An 18,944-nucleotide genomic window follows, 5' to 3' on the forward strand; every position below is an offset into this window, starting at 1 on the left:
GACCCAAAAGCAAAATGCAATTGCCTGGCAAATCGCACCACCGGTTATCCCGAGTTTCCCAACCTCTCTTCCTCAGTATTTTCTAAGGAAGCATCCGGGTCAGCGCATCACCCCACATCAGGCAGCTGCTTGCAAAAAGAACGATAGAACCGAATGCTGCTGCTTCACGAAGTACAAATGACATAACAAACACCCTTAATTTGAACCCTATTTGTATCCGTTATGTTCTATCAATGTTCTCATTGTTTCAACCCTTAATTTGGCTGGATCAAACTCATAGTTAATGAGTGGTATACGCATTCCTCCTCCAACATCACCGCTCAAACACAGCAAGGTATTTCCCTCAGTAACTCAACAAGTTGCTGAATCTATCAGCGTTAACGCCGCAGGTAAGTATCGCGGAACACCAGCCTTGCTTGAGCACTCAGACAGAGAGAAGAACAGACATCAAAACAAGAACATCCCCTCAAAACAAAAATGCCAGCGAACAGGTCGCTGGCATTTGATTCTCAATGGAACGCACTCTCATTTCCAACTTAAGGAAGCTCGACCACCTTGCCTTCGCGCAGTGTAATCCGTCGGTCCATCTGTTTTGCAATTTCCAGATTGTGGGTTGCCAGCAAGGCCGCCACACCGGAGGCACGAACCAGCGCGGTCAGCGCCTCAAACACATACTGCGAGGTGTTCGGATCAAGGTTCCCCGTTGGCTCGTCTGCCAACAGAACTCGCGGTGCATTTGCAACCGCACGCGCAATCGCAACACGCTGCTGCTCACCACCGGAAAGCTCCGCCGGACGATGAGTTTCTCGCTCAGATAGACGCATGTAAGAAAGCAGCTGGCGTGCGCGTTCTTCCGCATCCTGACGTTTCAGTCCGCAAATCATCTGCGGCAACGCAATGTTTTCCAGCGCAGTAAACTCTGGCAGCAACTGATGGAACTGGTAGACAAAGCCCACCTCAGTCCGCCGAATGGCTGTGCGCGCATCATCATTGAGCTTGGAACATTCCCGCCCGCCAATCAGCACCTCACCGCTCTGCGGCATTTCCAAAAGGCCAGCCAGATGCATCAGCGTAGACTTACCTGCGCCAGAGGGAGCCACGAGCGCAACCATTTCCCCCTCATAGAGGTTAAGGTCAGCGCCCTTCAGAATTTCCAGTTTGCTGTTGCCCTCGACATAACCGCGGACAACATTCTTCAAACTCAGAACAGGAACGCGTTCCTCACCCTTAAGCGAAACACCAGCAACCGGTTTTGTTGGTTTATTCATCATTCGTAGCGCAAAGCCTCAACAGGATCGAGCCGGGCTGCGCGCCAGGCAGGATAAATCGTAGCAAGCAGGCTCAATACCAAAGCCATAATAACAACACTGGTCGTCTCACTTGGATTCATTTCAGCCGGCAGCTTTGAAAGGAAGTAAAGCTCAGGCGAGAACAGCTCGGTCGAGGTCAACCAGGAAATCCCCTGACGAATGCTCTCAATGTTCCAGCACACCACAGTACCCAGAATAAACCCGGCAAACGTACCAATGGTTCCAATGCTGGCTCCCGTGATGATGAAGATCCGCATCACCGCGCCGCGAGTTGCACCCATCGTGCGCAACACGGCGATATCACGGCCCTTATCTTTCACAAGCATGGTCATGCCGGAAATGATATTCAAAGCGGCCACAAGAACAATCAGCGTGAGGATCAGGAACATCACGTTACGCTCAACCTCAAGCGCTGAGAAGAACGTCATATTGCGCTGGCGCCAGTCAGAAACGAACACAGGCCGTCCGGCCTCTTCTTCAATGACAGGTCGCAGCGGACCAACAGCATCCGGGTCATCAGCATAGACCTCAATGCCCGTCGCTAGGCCTTCCTTATTGAAGTACAGCTGTGCTTCATTAAACGGCATGAAGGCAATCGTGCCATCATATTCGCTCATGCCAATCTGGAAGATCGCGGAAACCGGATAACCCTTCACGCGCGGGGTCATCCCCATCGGCGTGATGCTGCCACGCGGGGTAATCACGCGAACCGTATCACCAACAGTAACACCCAGCTGACGCGCAAGACGGGAGCCAATGGCAACACCTTCGCCATCATCAAACCCATCCAGCGTTCCAAGCAGAACATTCCCGGACACCAGATCCAGCTTATCAAGATCAGCCTTATGAACACCGCGGAACAAAGCGCCCAGATCAGCGCTTGGTCCGGAGATCATCGCCTGCCCTTCAACAAACGGCATAGCAAAATCAACACCGTCAATGCCAGCCAGTTTGACCGAGGTCGCCTCATAGTCATTGAGCGGGCTATCTATGGGCTGCACAAGTACATGTCCGTTGATGCCAAGAATTTTGGTCAGCAGCTCCGTGCGGAACCCGTTCATCACCGCCATAACGATAATCAGAGTTGCAACGCCCAAAGTGATGCCCAAAAAGGACAGACCGGCAATAATTGAAATGAAAGTTTCTTTGCGTCTGGAGCGCAGATAACGCCCTGCCAGCATCCACTCAAAGGGTGCAAACCACCGGTTCTTTCCGGGATGAGCCGCCTGAATCTCTGCCGTCATACTAGACTATTCTCCGTTTCCGCCTGTTCAACTACCCCGTGGAATATAGGGAGCATGAAGAGCAAGTGCCATAAGCTCTGGCAAAAAGGCCCGGCAGCAGAAAGGCCGCCGGCACCTAGCATACCATTGAAGCTACTGAGTTACCCCAAGCTTCGCTGATATCAGCCTTTTAAGGCAGAAATCAGTTTGTTGACAGCCGCTTCCGGGGTCAACATTTCGCGATCACCAGTTGCACGGTCTTTGACTTCCACTTCACCAGTCTTCAGACCACGTGGGCCAACAACCAGCTGATACGGCAGACCAATTAGATCCATGCTTGCAAATTTCTGGCCTGCACTGGTCTTGCGGTCATCATAAAGAACCTCAACGCCCGCCTTTTCCAGCTCCGCGTAAACGCTCTCACAAACGTCATCGCACTCAGAACCAACCTTCATGTTGATCAAACCAACATGGAACGGCGCAACTTCTTTTGGCCAGACAATGCCATCATCATCATGGCACGCTTCAATGATCGCACCCAGCAGGCGGGACACACCAATGCCGTAGGAACCCATGTGAACAGGCTGTTCCTTGCCTTCAGCAGTCATCACTTTCGCGCCCATAGGCTCGGAGTATTTGGTGCCGAAGTAGAAGATGTGGCCAACTTCAATACCGCGTGCAGAAACTTTCTTGTCTTCTGCAACAGCCTCAAAGGCAGCTTCGTCATGCATCTCATCAGTTGCAGCATAAGGCGTGGTCCACTGCTCAATAATGCCGGAAAGGTCACCATTGAAATCAATGTCTTCCGCCGGAGTTGGCAGGCCAAGAATATCCTTATCAAGGAACACTTCGCTCTCACCGGTAGACGCCAGCACGATGAACTCGTGAGACAGGTCGCCGCCGATTGGGCCAGTGTCCGCCTTCATAGGAATTGCAGTCAGACCCATGCGGGCGAAGGTGCGCAAATAAGCGACAAACATGCGGCGGTAGGCTTCTGTTGCCCGCTCTTTGTCCAGGTCGAAGGAATAAGCATCCTTCATCAGGAACTCACGACCGCGCATCACGCCGAAACGAGGACGCACTTCATCGCGGAACTTCCACTGTATGTGATAAAGGTTCAGCGGCAGGTCCTTGTAGGAGCGCACATAGCTGCGGAAGATGTCAGTGATCATCTCTTCATTGGTTGGACCAAAGAGCATTTCCCGTTCATGACGGTCTTCAATGCGCAGCATTTCTTTGCCGTATGCATCATAGCGGCCACTTTCGCGCCACAGGTCAGCTGGCTGAATGGTTGGCATAAGCAGCTGCACAGCACCGGAGCGGTTCTGCTCTTCTTCAACAATACGCTGAATCTTGTTGAGCACACGGTGGCCAAGCGGCAGCCATGCATAAATCCCGGCTGACTGCTGACAGACCATACCCGCACGCAACATCAGGCGGTGCGATACGATCTCGGCTTCTTTCGGAGTTTCCTTCAAAATAGGCAGGAAATATCGGGACAAACGCATTAGTTTAACTCTTCAGGTTTAAAGGCACGCAAGCTTTGGCTCACCACCAAACATCATTTCTACGTCTTCTTAGCAAGCAGAACGCCTGTTGTAACTGCCAACATGGCTATATGCCAATTTTCTAAGACATATTTCCCCATACACGCAGCTTTTTGCCTACACCTTTGGGTTCAACTCACGGAATCTCCGAAAAATTATAGCTAAAATTTTAGGCAAGCAAAAAATTGCGGCGAATTGATACAAAATGATGACAAACTAATGTGATTACGTTAGTGTCTGTTCAACAACAAAAACAACACCCTTAAGCGGTGTTGCAAGGTATCGCGATCTTTAGTCTTGGGAGGAAGGTTCTCGGGCGCCCGTTTGGTTGCAGCCGGCACTCTACGCAAGTGCAAAGAGAACATTTAGACGCGGAACTCGTTCTAACAGCAAGGCTTCGGCCTTGCTTTTTTTTCGCCATTTTCTGCCGTTTCACTCCATGAAATTCTATGAATGCCGCATTCAGTTTTCTCATATCGGCATACTCACCAGAACCTGAACACAGCGGAGACAAGTGCCTCCCAAACAACCCCCCTCTAAACGCAAAAAAAAGCGATTCCAGAGAATCGCTTTTTTGACACTTGATGGATTTGCTCTGTAACTCGCTGATTTTACGCCACACAATTGATGTGCAAAACCAAAATCAGGAAGGAGCATTGCCCATTAATTGATCAACAAGTGGAAACAGATGCGCGCCAAGGCCGGACTCAAGGAACCAATAGAAGGCAACGAACACAATTGTCGTTACAATCGTGTTGATGATCACCTTCTTCAGCATCTGAGGATTTTTGGGCGCGCTTTCAGTCGTTCCCGGAACCACTTCGCCCTCTTCCGCCTGAGTGCGAACACCAAACGGTAAAATGGCCAGGAACAAAATCCACCACATCATAAAGTAGAGTGCAACGAGTAGCGGCGTAGCCATAAATGTGCTCCTGGAACGTTCTTGTTTTTCTGCGGCTGGTCACCTTACTGTTGTATCACAAAGCAACCAGCACACTACAGGTTTTTACCTACAAGAATTAGGCCCGGACCGAAAGCCTTCCAGTTTCCTCAAACCACAAGTCTTTCAAGTCAAACTTAAGCCTGTTCCAACTCGGTCAATGTTCCAAGGAAGTCTTTTGGGTGCAAGAACAGTACCGGCTTGCCATGTGCACCAATCTTCGGCTCACCATCACCCAGAATCCGGGCTCCGTTAGCAACCAGCTGATCGCGCGCTGCAAGAATGTCATCAACTTCATAACAGATGTGATGGATACCACCTTGCGTGTTACGCTCCAGAAACTTGGAGATCGGAGAATTCTCGCCAAGCGGCTCCAGCAGTTCGATCTTCGTGTTTGGAAGCTCGATAAACACGGTCGAAACACCATGATCCGGCTGTGCCACTTTTTCTGAGGCAATGCCGCCGAGTGCATCACGATACACCTTCAGGCCTTCTTCCATATCCAAAACGGCAATCGCGACGTGGTTCAATCGTCCAATCATGACGGTCCTCCCAATAACTCTTTGTTCTAGAGCGCGTTCCATTCGATTGCACACAATCAAATGACAAGAAGCTGCCCAAACAAAATGTCAGAGCACAGCACCTATCTGCAGATGAACGCCTATGAGTTCTAAGGAACAGATTTCATTCACAAAGTCCATTGGATCAAAAGTCAAAGGCCGCAGATGATATGCTCATTTGCGGCCTTTGATTATCTCGAAAAATGTGTCTGAGGATCAGACGCGTTGCACCAATGCCTTACAAAGAGGTTTCTTGCCCCAGTGCTCTACAACAGCATAGCGCCCTGCCCGCCTGGCGGCTTCACGCACCAGTTCCACATCACGGCGGCGGCTCTTTGGAATGGAAATCACAGCACCATAAACGGCATCACGAACGGCATCCTCAAACGGTGTCCCGTTTTCAGTTTCATCCGGCATCCCGAACAGAACCACATCGATGTCGCCAAGCAACTCTCCGCGACCATCCACGATCAGAGAGACCGTCACGCAGCCGCCATAAGAAAGCTTCCGGCGTTCCTGAACACCAGTTTCCTCAGGCGCTGCAATCAAATGGCCATCGCGAACCAGAATACCGGCAGGTGCTTCATCAATAACCTCAAGCCCACCCGGATGTAGGCGCACCATGTCGCCATCACGGATGATCTTAACGTCCTTCACGCCTTTACTGATCGCAAAGTCCTTATGACACTGCAGGTGCAGCGGCTCACCGTGAACAGGCAAAACCTTCTTCGGGCGCACAAGATTGTAAACCTGATCCAGCTCACCACGACGCGGGTGGCCGGATACATGCACCAGCGCATCACGGTCTGTTACCACTTTCAACCCTTCGTGGGTCAGCTGGTTGATGATGTTGGAAACAGCCTTTTCATTACCGGGAATAGTACGACTGGAGAAGATAACCATATCACCAGCAGACAGCGCGACCTGACGGTGCTGATCACCTGCAATACGGGCCATCGCAGCGCGCGCTTCGCCTTGCGAACCAGTGCAAAGAGCAACAACCTTATCACGCGGCAAAGATCCATAGGTCTCTTCATCACGAAATGGCGCCAATCCATCAAGATAGCCCAGATCACGCGCAATCTCGACGGTGCGCTGCATGCTCCGGCCAATCACAACAATCTCACGCTCTGCCGCCATTGCCGCTTCTGCAACCGCGCGCATACGCGCAACGTTGGAGGCAAACGTGGTCACAGCAACGCGGTTCGGTGCCTCTTTGATAATCCGTGTCAGCTCTTCCTTAACATCCGCTTCACTCGGGCTGACCCCGTCACGGACTGCATTGGTGCTGTCACAGACAAAGACATCCACGCCTTCATCTCCCAGTTCACGCAAACGCTGAAGGTCGATCGCCTTACCAATACCCGGTGTCAGATCGATCTTCCAGTCACCGGAATGCAACACCAGCTGACCGCCAATACGAATAGCCAGAGCACACGGCTCCGGGATCGAGTGGGTCATAGTCACCATCTCAATATCAAAGACACCGGCTTTGAAACGATCTCCCTGATTAACAACGGTCACCGGGATTTCATAATCCGCACCATCGCCAATCAGCTTGGCTTCCAGAAGGCGAGCAGTAAACTCGGTCGCGTAAACCGGTAGTTCCAGCCGCTTCCACAGATAGGACAATGCGCCGTAATGATCTTCGTGAGCATGCGTGATGACGATGCCATCAATGCGAGAACGCTCTTCTTCCAGAAAACGAATATCTGGCAGAACAAGGTCCACACCCGGTAATTCCGGTCCGGCAAATGAGACACCAAAATCAACAATCAGCCAGCGACGGTCGTCCTCAGGTCCATATCCATAAAGACCAAGATTCATTCCAATTTCGCCAACACCGCCCAAAGGCAGGAATACGAGCTCTTGAGTGCTCGACATCTAAGACTCCTTCAAAGCATATCCCCAATAAATGGTTCCGGTTCCCGGAATGAGAATATGCGTATAAACTCTAGAGCGCGTTCCGTTTGATTGGGAACAATCAAGCGACAAGAACTAGCTCAAACAAAAGAACTAAAAGCGAGATGCGTGAATGCTAATGAACGCAACTTGCTCTATGTCCTGACAGACGTGTGGCCTTAGTATTCAAAAAGCCAGCAGAACACGCTTTGCACGTCTTCAGGAAAAGAAAACATCTCCGGCTGTCACCAGCCGCTCGCCACCATGATCCATCTTGACGATCAGGCGGCCCATTTGGTCGATGTCCATAAAGACACCGGAAAACTCTTCATTGCTCAGGCGGACACGGATCGGTTTCCCGCGCCCCACGGCGCGTCGCAGCCATGCAGATCTGATCTCTTCAAACCCACTGGCAGCTTTCCACGTTTCCAGCCATCGTGCAAAACTTTGCGCAAGAGCGTCAAAGACCTGTTGCGGCTCACACATGTATCCCATGCTGCGTAAATCTGTAACAGCATAATCACCCAGATCCGGGTGATGAGACACGTTGACGCCAAAACCGCACACAAGGCACAGCTCACCATTAGGCCCACTTTCGCTCTCAAGCAATATGCCAGAGACTTTTTGTCCGTCGATGAGCACATCATTCGGCCACTTCAGCTGCACCAGATTGTGCGCACCTGTTGCCCGTTCAATGGCCTCTCCAAGAGCAAGAGCAGCTACAAAGGGCAGCTGAACGATCTTCTCGTTCTGTACACCCACCCGCAGCAACACTGAGGCAAACAGATTGCCGGTCTCCGAAGTCCACGCCCGTCCACGACGTCCGCGCCCGCTCAGTTGAATATCGGAGCGGACCCACAGATTACCCGGATGCCCTTCCCGTGCCTTGTGCAGGCCGTGGGTGTTGGTGGACCCGATCTGGTCGTAGTACTCAAAACAAAAGCCCGGTGCAGATCGCACCGGGCCTTCGTCTTTTAATTGTCCAAGGTTCATCATAGGAAACTAGAACAGAACGCCAGCCGCATTGGCAGCCGCATTCATAATTGGTTCCGGCATGATGAAGAACAGTCCGACAACTGCGCTGGAAAGACCAAGCACAATTTTCATTTCACCAGACATTGGCAGGAACTCGCCAGTTGCATCATCAAAGAACATGACCTTGATCACACGCAGGTAATAGTAAGCAGCCACAACGCTGGTCACCAGACCAATCACGACCAATGGAGCAAGACCTGCATCCATCGCAGCGATGAACACGTAGAACTTACCAAAGAAGCCAATGAGTGGTGGCAGACCGGTCAGGGAGAACATGATCACTGCAAGCAACACTGCCATTGGCAGGTTGGTCTTGGAAAGACCAGCAAGATCGGAGATCTCTTCAACCATACCTTCCTTGCGGCGCATCGACAGAATGCATGCAAACGCACCCAGTGTCATCGCAAGGTAAGCAGTCATGAACACGATCAGACCGTGGACACCAGCTTCAGTACCAGCTGCCAGACCAACCAGAGCGTAACCCATGTTACCAATGGAAGAGTATGCCATCAGACGTTTGATGTTCTTCTGACCAATCGCAGCAAAGGCACCAAGACCCATAGACGCGATAGCAATGAACACAACGATCTGCTGCCAGTCCGTGGTCACATTGCCCAAAGGCTCAACCAGCACACGGATCAGCATACCGAACGCAGCAATTTTAGGCGCTGCTGCAAAGAACGCAGTAACCGGTGTTGGTGCACCCTCATAAACGTCCGGGGTCCACATATGGAATGGAACCGCAGAGATCTTGAAGGCAATACCTGCCAGCATGAACACGATACCGAACACCAGACCAAGGGATGCACGATCGTCTGTCAGAGCCGCCGCGATGCCAGTAAAGTCAGTGTGGCCGGTAAAGCCGTAGATGAAGGACATACCGTAAAGCAGCATACCGGAAGACAACGCACCAAGGACGAAGTACTTCAGGCCAGCCTCAGTAGAGCGAACAGAGTCACGGTTAATCGCAGCCACCACGTAAAGCGCCAGAGACTGCAGCTCAACACCCAGATACATGGAGATCAGATCGTTGGCTGAAAGCATCAGCATCATACCAACGGTCGCGATCACGATGAGGATCGGGTATTCAAAGCGGTCAAAGTTCTGAGAACGTGCATAAGCAACGGACATCGCAATCGCAAAGCCGGACCCGATCAGCACCAGTATTTTCATATACTGGGAGAACGCGTCCTGTACGAATGCGCCGTCAAATGTTGTGCCGTAATGCGGGCTCACCAGCAGGATTAGACCCGCAACAGTGAGCAACGCAACACAGATACCCGTTACCAGCGGAGTGGATTTCTCTCCACCAAAAGCTCCAACCATCAGCAGGACCATTGCGCCGAGAACCAGAAGGATCTCGGGCAATACCGGCATTAGATCAGGAATAGCTAGAAGCTCAGCATTCATGAGTGCACGGTCCCCTGTTAATGGCTAGACACTGCAGCGGCTGCATGGGCAAGACCCCCTGCATCAAGCGCGGCATTGTAGTTTTCGATAAGGGCACCAACGGACGCGGACGTCACATCCAGCACTGCTGCTGGGTAGAACCCGAAGAAGATAGTCAAAATGATCAGCGGAGCGAGGATCAGCTTCTCACGGCCTGTCAGGTCCAGCATGGACTTGAGGCTTTCCTTCTCCAGCGCACCAAACACGACGCGGCGGTAAAGGAACAGAGCGTAAGCAGCAGATAGGATCACACCAGTCGCAGCGAAGAACGCCACCCACGTGTTCACCTGGAACACACCAATCATAGTCAGGAATTCACCCACAAAGCCAGCTGTACCTGGCAGACCAACGTTTGCCATGGTGAAGATCATGAACGCCACCGCATAACGAGGCATGTTGTTCACGAGACCACCATAAGCCGTAATCTGACGGGTGTGCATCCGGTCATAAATCACACCAACACACAGGAACAGTGCGCCAGAGATCAGACCGTGAGCCAACATCATGAAGATCGCGCCTTCGATACCCTGCGCGTTGGCAGAGAAGATACCCATGGTCACGAAGCCCATATGAGCAACGGATGAGTAGGCAATCAGCTTCTTGATGTCTTCCTGTGCCAGCGCCACCAGTGAGGTGTAGATGATCGCAACGACAGACAGTGTAAAGATGAACGGTGCGAACATATCACTGGCGATTGGGAACATTGGCAATGAGAACCGAAGGAACCCATAACCACCCATCTTCAGCAGGATCGCAGCCAGAACAACAGAACCAGCCGTCGGCGCTTCCACGTGAGCATCTGGCAACCAGGTGTGAACAGGCCACATTGGCATCTTCACTGCAAAGCTTGCGAAGAAGGCCAGCCACAACCACGTCTGCATCGCAGCCGGGAATTCGCTCTCATTAAGCAGAGTTGGAATATCCAGCGTACCAGCCTGCCAGTACATGGCCATGATAGCCGCCAGCATCAGCACGGAGCCGAGCAAGGTGTACAGGAAGAACTTGTAGCTTGCATAAACGCGGCGCGGACCACCCCAAACACCGATGATCAGGAACATCGGAATAAGGCCAGCTTCAAAGAACACGTAGAACAGAACCAGATCCAGCGAACAGAACACACCGATCATCAGTGTTTCCAGTACGAGGAAAGCGATCATGTATTCCTTGACGCGGGTTTGAATGCTTTCCCAGCTCGCCAGAATACACAGCGGCATAAGGAAAGTAGTCAGGATCACGAACAGCATGGAAATGCCGTCAACGCCCATGTGGTAGGTGAAGGTGTCACCAAACCAGTTGTGCTTCTCCACCATCTGAAAGCCAGGGTTCTCATTGGTGAACCCGCCCCAGATGAACAAGGAGACGATAAATGTGAAACTCGTCGTAATCAGCGCAACACGCCGAATATTCGTTTTCGCATCTGGGTCATCTCCCCGCACCAGCAGGATGAAGAACACACCGACCAGTGGGAGAAATGTTGTGATGGAAAGGATGGACCAGTCGTTCATTAATGAACTCCCCCACCGGAGAACATGGCCAGGGTCACGAAGAAGGCAACCCCGATCAACATGGCGAATGCGTAGTGATAGATGTAGCCAGACTGCAGGCGAACAACCCAACCGGTAACCTGCTGAACGCGTGAAGCAACACCGTCAGGACCAAGTCCGTCAATCACAGTGCCGTCACCGCGCTTCCACAGGAAGCGGCCAAGAGCCAGGGAAGGTTTTACGAACAGGAAGTCATAAAGCTCATCGAAGTACCACTTGTTCAGGAGGAATAGGTACAGAGGCTTATGACGCTCTGCCAGAGCCTTCGGCATGTCTGGTTTAGCGATGTAGAAGAGGTAAGCGATGATGAAACCGCCAGCCATTGCGAGCCATGGGGAAAGCTTCACGAGCCAATGGACGTGATGCATTTCTTCAATGACTGCGAGCTCACTGTTCGTACCGCCAAAGACATTCTTCCAGAAGCTGAGATAGTCAGCACCAATAAAGGCATCCTTGAACACCATACCGGCAAAAGCAGCACCAAGTGCAAGCAACAGCAGCGGTACAAGCATAACCCATGGGCTCTCATGGATGTGTTTCATCACATCAACAGAAGCTCGAGTCTTGCCGTGGAAGGTCATGAACACCAAACGCCAGCTGTAGAAACTGGTCAGCGCAGCTGCAAGCACCGTTGCCCAGAAGGCATAGGACGCAAACATGTTGTGACCAACATAAGCAGCTTCAATGATCGCATCTTTGGAGATGAAGCCAGCTGTACCGATGTAGGTAAACGGAATACCGAAACCAGTCAGTGCCAGCGTACCAATCATCATGGTCCAGTAGGTCCATGGAATGTGCTTACGCAGACCACCCATTTTACGCATGTCCTGCTCGTCAGACACAGAGTGAATAACGGAGCCAGCGCATAAGAACAGCAGCGCTTTAAAGAACGCGTGTGTGAACAGGTGGAAGATACCAACACCGAATGCACCAACACCCAGCGCCACGAACATGTACCCCAACTGAGAACAGGTGGAATAGGCAATCACGCGCTTGATATCGTTCTGCACACAGCCAATGGTCGCTGCAAAGAAGGCAGTCGTCGCACCAAAGAAGGTCACAACAGTCAGGGCCGTTGGCGCAAGTTCAAAGATTGGCGCAAGACGCGCAACCATGAACACACCAGCCGTCACCATGGTCGCAGCGTGGATTAGCGCGGAAACAGGCGTTGGGCCTTCCATCGCATCCGGCAACCAGGTGTGAAGCAGGAACTGAGCTGATTTACCCATGGCACCCATGAAGAGCAGCAGACAGACAACTGTCAGCGCCGCTTCAGGCATCAACTCATAACCAAGGAAGTTCAGGACTGGCTCTTTATTCTCAAGAAGAGAAGGACCGCTGCTGAAAATCGTTGCGAAGTCGATGGAACCGTACAGGTAGAAAACACCGAAGATACCCAGAGCGAAACCAAAATCACCCACACGGTTGACGATGAATGCTTTCATCGCAGCCGCATTGGCAGAAGGTTTCTTGTACCAGAACCCGATCAACAGATAGGATGCCAGACCAACGCCTTCCCAACCAAAGAACATTTGCAGCAAGTCATCAGAGGTGACCAGTGCCAACATTGAGAAGGTAAAGAAGGAAAGGTATGCAAAGAACCGCGGACGATGCGGATCGTGGTGCATGTACCCGATAGAGTAAATGTGAACCAGACAGGAAACGGAGTTCACAACCACCAGCATCACTGCGGTGAGTGTATCAACACGAATTGTCCAGTTAACCGATAGATCCCCAGAGGTGATCCAGCGGAAAATTGTCACAATCTGCGTGCTCTCCGACCCAAGGCCGTATTGAAAAAACACCACCCATGACAAAAGGGCTGCGACAATCATGAAGCCGCTGGTGATGTACTCGCTGGCTTTGACCCCAAGCCGATTGCCGAACATTCCGACAATCAGGAAGCCAAGCAACGGCAGAAAAACGATTGCTGAAAACATCCGCCCCTCAGCCTTTCATCATATTGATGTCTTCCACGGCAATAGAGCCGCGGTTACGGAAGTAAACAACCAGAATAGCAAGACCAATGGCCGCCTCTGCTGCTGCAACGGTAAGGACCAGGAGCGCAAAGATCTGACCAACCATGTCCTGCATGAAGTAGGAAAATGCCACCAGGTTGATATTAACTGCGAGCAATAAGAGCTCGATAGACATCAGGATCACGATGACGTTCTTTCGGTTGAGAAAGATGCCAAAGATCCCGATGGTGAATAGGATCGCTGCGACCCCGAGATAGTGCGCTATGCCAATTTCCATGGGCGCCTCTCAGTGCTCCCCGTGTTCTATTCAAATTCCGGAGAAGGAACCTTCAGGAGGAAGGCCTTTTCTCCGGCACGAATTAGTGATGAAGACCCGTTACAAACGCGTCTTACAACCCCTTGCCTCTTTCAACTTTGACCACTTCGATCGAAGTTTCAGGACGACGGGCAACCTGCTCAGAGATGTTCTGACGGCGTACGCCCGGCTTATGGCGGAGGGTCAATACAATCGCACCGATCATTGCAACCAGCAGCACCAGACCAGAAACCTGGAACCAGTAAATGTAGCGGGTGTAAAGCAATTCACCGATAGCGGCGATATTTTGTGTCTGCTCAACAGGAGGTGTCGGGGCGGACCCTTCACCTAACATGCCAGGAGCGATGTACCAGCCACTGGCAACCATCAAAAGTTCAGCCAGCAGAATTGCACCAATCAGCGCGCCGATTGGCAAATACTGCAAGAACCCCTGACGCATTTCGGCAAAGTCAACATCCAGCATCATGACCACGAACAGGAACAGCACCATGACCGCACCCACGTAGACAACAACCAGAAGCATCGCCAGATACTCGGCACCAATCAGTACAAACAACCCGGCTGCATTAAAGAAGCACAGGATGAGGAACAGCACTGAGTGAACCGGATTGCGAGAAGCAATCACCATGAAGGCAGAGGCCACCGCAAGTGCGGCAAACAGATAGAAAAACAGGGCCTGCAAAACCATTTTTAGGTTGCCTTTGTCCTATTGTCTCGCCCGGTCAGTGCAAAGCCCCAACCGGACACAATCCACTCCCGTTACCTTAACGGTACGGAGCATCCAATTCGATATTGTGAGCGATCTCACGCTCCCAACGCTCCCCATTCGCAAGCAGCTTGTCCTTGTCGTAGAACAGCTCTTCCCGCGTCTCGGTCGCAAATTCAAAGTTCGGGCCTTCCACGATCGCATCCACCGGACACGCTTCCTGACAGAACCCGCAGTAAATGCATTTGGTCATGTCAATGTCGTAGCGAGTGGTACGGCGTGTCCCGTCATTACGACGAGGTCCAGCTTCAATCGTAATGGCCTGCGCAGGGCAGATCGCTTCACACAGCTTACAAGCAATGCAGCGCTCTTCTCCATTCGGATACCGGCGCAAGGCGTGTTCACCGCGAAAACGCGGGCTTACAGCACCCTTCTCAAAGGGATAGTTAATCGTCGGCTTTGGCTTGAAGAAATAACGCATGGCAAGAAAAAACGCCGATACGAACTCCTTCAAAAGCAACGACTTTGCGGCCTGTCCCAGTCCCATAGCCTTTACAGCCCTTTCTTGATCGAACATACCACCGGCATGAAAGATCGATTACAATCCAAGAGAACGTAGGAGCACTTCCAAGAAGTCATACTAGGTTCTCGTTACCCTTTCCTCTCGAATTAAGGAGCAATGCTAGCTCCGGCGAGATATCCGATAATCGGAATCCCGATTATCGTCAGGGTAAAAATGACTTTGCGGATCGTCGGTTCCGCCAGCTCAACCCAACCTTTTTCAGCTGGGTTGCGCTCTTTTCCTTTGTTGATGGCTGCCTCCATAAATCCAAGAAGGAGACGGTAATTCAGCCATCCAAGGTAAATTCCCATGACACCGCCGATTAACCCGGCGATGGAAATCATGCTCCGAACCCACCCACTGGCGGGGTCCAGCCCATGAACATCAGCACGAAGGCCACGATGAACACCATTGCCAGTGACAGCGGCAGGAAGACTTTCCAACCCAGGCGCATCAGCTGGTCATAGCGATACCGTGGGACCATTGCTTTGGCCATGGAGATGAAGAAGAACACCAACAGACACTTGAGCAGGAACCAGACGATACCAGGCACCCATGTGAATGGTGCGATATCCAATGGAGGCAACCAGCCACCCATGAACAGGATGGTCATCAGACCACACATCAAGGAGATCGCCACATACTCACCCAACATGAACATCATGTAAGGGGTAGAGCCGTACTCAACCATGAAGCCTGCAACCAGTTCAGATTCTGCTTCTGCCAGATCGAATGGCGGACGGTTTGTTTCAGCAAGTGCGGAAACAAAGAACACCACGAACATCGGGAACAGCGGCAACCAATACCAGTTCAAGATGGACAACCATGGAACGCCCAGCACGTGAGCAAGCCCGCGAGCCTGCTGCGCATAAACGATCTCGGTCAGGTTCAACGAACCAACGCAAAGCAGAACAGTCACGATCACGAAGCCGATAGACACTTCGTAAGAAACCATCTGAGCTGCAGAACGCAGAGCTGACAGGAACGGGTATTTGGAGTTGGAAGCCCAACCGCCGATGATCACGCCGTAAACTCCAAGGGAGCTGATCGCGAACACATACAAAATACCGACGTTGATGTTTGCAATCACCCAGCCATCCGCAACAGGCATAACCACCCATGCAGCGAGAGAGAGAACCACTGTAATCAGCGGCGCAAACAAAAACAGGAACTTATCAGATCCCGATGGGATCACTGGCTCTTTCAAAACAAATTTCAAAAGATCCGCAAAACTCTGCAGCAAGCCCCAGGGGCCAACAACGTTAGGACCACGACGGATCTGGACAGCAGCCCAGATCTTACGGTCAGCGTATAGAATGTAAGCAACGATCAGCAGCAGCACGACCATCAACAACACGCTCTGGAAGAGCATGATGATCAGCGGCCAGCCATAATCCCAGAAAAAAGCTTCCATGCTCACCGTCCCCTTATTCCGCCGCCTCAGCTCGGCGCTGCATGGCAAGTGCGGAACACTCGGCCATCACCGCTGAAGCTCGGGCAATCGGGTTGGTTAGATAAAAATCATTGAATGCCTGTGCGAAACCGGCACCATTCATGTCACCACCGCGTGCGGTAAGCTTGGAAACATCCGAAGCAACACCGGTCGCGATGCAATTTACATTCGCCATATGAGGAACTGCCTCAACAACAGCACCGCGCAACTGCGCAAAGCTGTTGAAGGAAAGCGGCTTACCAAGTGCGCCGGAAAGCGCACGAATGATCGCCCAGTCCTCACGAGCATCACCAGGAGGGAATGCAGCACGGTTTGCCAGCTGTACACGGCCTTCCAGGTTCACAAAGGTCCCTGGTTTTTCGGTGTAAGCAGCACCTGGCAGAATAACGTCAGCGCGGTGTGCACCGCGGTCACCGTGGGTACCGATGTAAACAACAAACGCATCACCGAAGGAAGACATGTCCAGTTCATCTGCGCCAAGCAGGAACACAACATCAAGGTCGCCTTTGGCAGCTGCGTCTTGAATACCACCAGTATCCAGACCGCCCTCACCCGGAACAAGTCCGATATCCAGACCACCAACGCGGCTGGCAGCAGTGTGCAGAACGTTAAAGCCGTTCCACTCATCGCTAACAGCACCAACGCTTTCAGCAAGTTTGGCAGCAGCAGCCAGCACAGCAGCACCGTCTTCACGGGCAATCGCGCCTTCACCAACGATAATCATTGGATTCTTCGCGTTCTTCAGGACGTCTGCAAATGCATTCTTGCCAGAAGCAAGATCCGCCAGAGTGTCCGGACCAGCACCGAGGTAATCCACATCATAAGTCAGGTCTGCAGGCTGGCCAATCAGACCAACTTTTGCACCGCTATGACGCCACACCTTGCGGATGCGAGCATTGAGAACAGGCGCTTCAACACGTGGATTAGCACCCACGAGAAGAATTACGTCAGCGTCTTCAATACCTTCCACGGAAGAGTTAAACAGATAGGTTGTCCGACCAAGCGATGGATCAAGCTGTGCACCATCCTGACGGCAATCCATGTTGGCGGAACCAACACTCTCCATCAAAGCCTTCAGAGCAAACATCTCTTCAACAGTTGCAAGGTCACCAGCGATCGCAGCAGTTTTAGAACCACCAGCCGCTTTCACCTTGGCCGCAACCGCGTTCAGAGCGTCAGTCCAGCTCGCAGGAGCCAGCTTACCCCCCTGCTTCACATACGGGCGATCCAGACGCTGTGTCTTCAGACCGTCCCAGATGAAGCGGGTTTTATCGGAGATCCATTCCTCGTTCACCTCTTCGTTGAGGCGAGGCATGATGCGCATGACTTCTTTACCGCGTGTATCAACACGGATAGCGGAACCAAGAGCGTCCATCACATCAACGCTTTCTGTCTTCACCAGTTCCCATGGACGAGCATTGAACTCGTATGGGCGGGAAGTCAGAGCACCAACCGGGCAAAGGTCAATCACGTTGCCCTGCAGCTCGGAGGAAAGCGCTTCTTCAAGATAAGTGGTAATCTCGGCATCTTCACCGCGGCCAATCAGACCCAGCTCAGAAACACCGGCAACCTCGGTCGTAAAGCGAACACAGCGCGTGCAGTGAATGCAGCGTGTCATGATCGTCTTCACAAGCGGACCGACATATTTATTTTCAACTGCGCGCTTGTTTTCCGCATAACGGGAACTATCTACACCGTAAGCCATGGCCTGATCCTGAAGATCACACTCACCGCCTTGGTCACAGATAGGGCAGTCCAGCGGGTGATTGATCAGGAGAAACTCCATCACACCTTCACGCGCTTTTTTCACCATAGGAGATTTTGTAAAAATCTCTGGTGGCTGGCCTTCTGGTCCCGGACGCAGATCGCGCACGCCCATTGCACAAGAGGCAACCGGTTTTGGCGGTCCGCCTTTTACTTCTACAAGGCACATGCGGCAGTTGCCGGCTACTGACAGCCGGTCATGAAAACAGAACCGAGGAATTTCCGCGCCGGCCTCTTCACAGGCCTGCATAACGGTATATTCCGCAGGAACTTCAATTTCTTTGCCGTCGACGACAAGCTTGGTCATGCGTTGGCATCCTCACCCTTAGCTTCTTTAGCCCGATAAGCTTCAAGAAGCTCAGTCACTTCAATTCCATCGATGGTCATGCCCTCAAGCCGGCAGCTTTTGAGTTTAGCGCCAGCCAGATTGGCATTTTCAAGGATCAGCCCAGAAAGATTGACTTTCTCGACTGACCAACCAGAAAGGTTTGCATCAAGGATAGACCAGCCTGAGAGATTAACGTCGTTGATGCGGCCACCAGACATGTTCACGTTATTAAAGGAGCATCCGGAAAGGACACAGTCATCAAACACGGAACCTGAAAGGTCGCTCTCATTCACATTCAGACGTTTTTTCTCATTGCTGATCTTCAT

The 18,944-nt window shown here is 51.9% G+C and carries 17 protein-coding genes; all 17 read right to left on the reverse strand.

Annotated elements, in window-relative coordinates:
- Window positions 1–536: 536 nt before the first annotated feature.
- Entirely contained in the window at window positions 537–1,268 is a 732-nt protein-coding gene (locus PsAD46_RS18935) for an ABC transporter ATP-binding protein (protein WP_063289363.1), read from the reverse strand.
- Entirely contained in the window at window positions 1,268–2,491 is a 1,224-nt protein-coding gene (locus PsAD46_RS18940) for a lipoprotein-releasing ABC transporter permease subunit (RefSeq protein WP_082597131.1), read from the reverse strand. The genes PsAD46_RS18935 and PsAD46_RS18940 overlap by 1 nt, the downstream gene beginning before the upstream one ends.
- A 224-nt stretch (window positions 2,492–2,715) precedes the next feature.
- Window positions 2,716–4,041 carry a proline--tRNA ligase gene (gene proS, locus PsAD46_RS18945; RefSeq protein ID WP_063307606.1) on the reverse strand — a complete coding sequence of 442 codons (1,326 nt, stop codon included), beginning with the start codon at window positions 4,039–4,041 and terminating at the stop codon, window positions 2,716–2,718.
- Window positions 4,042–4,723: 682 nt separating this feature from the next.
- The gene (locus tag PsAD46_RS18950) at window positions 4,724–5,002 is read right to left on the reverse strand and encodes a DUF1467 family protein (protein WP_057465597.1); all 279 of its coding nucleotides are present in this window, start codon (window positions 5,000–5,002) and stop codon (window positions 4,724–4,726) included.
- A 155-nt stretch (window positions 5,003–5,157) separates the two neighbouring features.
- Window positions 5,158–5,562, reverse strand: coding sequence for a methylmalonyl-CoA epimerase (gene mce / locus PsAD46_RS18955; RefSeq protein ID WP_057465598.1), 405 nt, complete (start codon window positions 5,560–5,562; stop codon window positions 5,158–5,160).
- Between the two features lie 234 nt (window positions 5,563–5,796).
- A complete protein-coding gene (locus PsAD46_RS18960) occupies window positions 5,797–7,464 on the reverse strand; it encodes a ribonuclease J (protein WP_063307607.1) in 1,668 nt (555 codons plus the stop codon).
- 237 nt (window positions 7,465–7,701) lie between these two features.
- Window positions 7,702–8,442, reverse strand: a complete 741-nt coding sequence (locus PsAD46_RS18965) for a biotin--[acetyl-CoA-carboxylase] ligase (RefSeq protein ID WP_208860436.1) — start codon at window positions 8,440–8,442, stop codon at window positions 7,702–7,704.
- Between the two features lie 42 nt (window positions 8,443–8,484).
- The gene (gene nuoN / locus PsAD46_RS18970; RefSeq protein WP_057465600.1) at window positions 8,485–9,927 is read right to left on the reverse strand and encodes an NADH-quinone oxidoreductase subunit NuoN; all 1,443 of its coding nucleotides are present in this window, start codon (window positions 9,925–9,927) and stop codon (window positions 8,485–8,487) included.
- 17 nt (window positions 9,928–9,944) lie between these two features.
- Window positions 9,945–11,471 carry an NADH-quinone oxidoreductase subunit M gene (locus PsAD46_RS18975; RefSeq protein ID WP_057465601.1) on the reverse strand — a complete coding sequence of 509 codons (1,527 nt, stop codon included), beginning with the start codon at window positions 11,469–11,471 and terminating at the stop codon, window positions 9,945–9,947.
- A complete protein-coding gene (gene nuoL, locus PsAD46_RS18980) occupies window positions 11,471–13,450 on the reverse strand; it encodes an NADH-quinone oxidoreductase subunit L (protein ID WP_057465602.1) in 1,980 nt (659 codons plus the stop codon). Before nuoL ends, PsAD46_RS18975 begins: the two co-directional genes overlap by 1 nt.
- Before the next feature lie 7 nt (window positions 13,451–13,457).
- Window positions 13,458–13,766 carry an NADH-quinone oxidoreductase subunit NuoK gene (nuoK, locus tag PsAD46_RS18985; protein WP_057465603.1) on the reverse strand — a complete coding sequence of 103 codons (309 nt, stop codon included), beginning with the start codon at window positions 13,764–13,766 and terminating at the stop codon, window positions 13,458–13,460.
- 112 nt (window positions 13,767–13,878) lie between these two features.
- Window positions 13,879–14,493, reverse strand: coding sequence for an NADH-quinone oxidoreductase subunit J (locus tag PsAD46_RS18990; RefSeq protein WP_057465604.1), 615 nt, complete (start codon window positions 14,491–14,493; stop codon window positions 13,879–13,881).
- A gap of 76 nt (window positions 14,494–14,569) precedes the next feature.
- Window positions 14,570–15,058: an NADH-quinone oxidoreductase subunit NuoI gene (gene nuoI / locus PsAD46_RS18995; protein ID WP_063289018.1), complete on the reverse strand. Its 489-nt coding sequence runs from the start codon at window positions 15,056–15,058 to the stop codon at window positions 14,570–14,572.
- Window positions 15,059–15,180: 122 nt separating this feature from the next.
- On the reverse strand, window positions 15,181–15,417 hold the full coding sequence (locus PsAD46_RS19000) for a hypothetical protein (protein ID WP_057465606.1): 237 nt from the start codon (window positions 15,415–15,417) through the stop codon (window positions 15,181–15,183).
- A complete protein-coding gene (gene nuoH, locus PsAD46_RS19005; RefSeq protein WP_057465607.1) occupies window positions 15,414–16,487 on the reverse strand; it encodes an NADH-quinone oxidoreductase subunit NuoH in 1,074 nt (357 codons plus the stop codon). Before nuoH ends, PsAD46_RS19000 begins: the two co-directional genes overlap by 4 nt.
- Before the next feature lie 13 nt (window positions 16,488–16,500).
- Window positions 16,501–18,597: an NADH-quinone oxidoreductase subunit NuoG gene (gene nuoG / locus PsAD46_RS19010; RefSeq protein ID WP_063292454.1), complete on the reverse strand. Its 2,097-nt coding sequence runs from the start codon at window positions 18,595–18,597 to the stop codon at window positions 16,501–16,503.
- Window positions 18,594–18,944 carry a pentapeptide repeat-containing protein gene (locus tag PsAD46_RS19015; protein ID WP_063307608.1) on the reverse strand — a complete coding sequence of 117 codons (351 nt, stop codon included), beginning with the start codon at window positions 18,942–18,944 and terminating at the stop codon, window positions 18,594–18,596. The genes nuoG and PsAD46_RS19015 overlap by 4 nt, the downstream gene beginning before the upstream one ends.

Origin of the sequence: Pseudovibrio sp. Ad46 (genome assembly GCF_001623065.1) — a bacterium.
Taxonomy (GTDB): Bacteria; Pseudomonadota; Alphaproteobacteria; order Rhizobiales; family Stappiaceae; genus Pseudovibrio.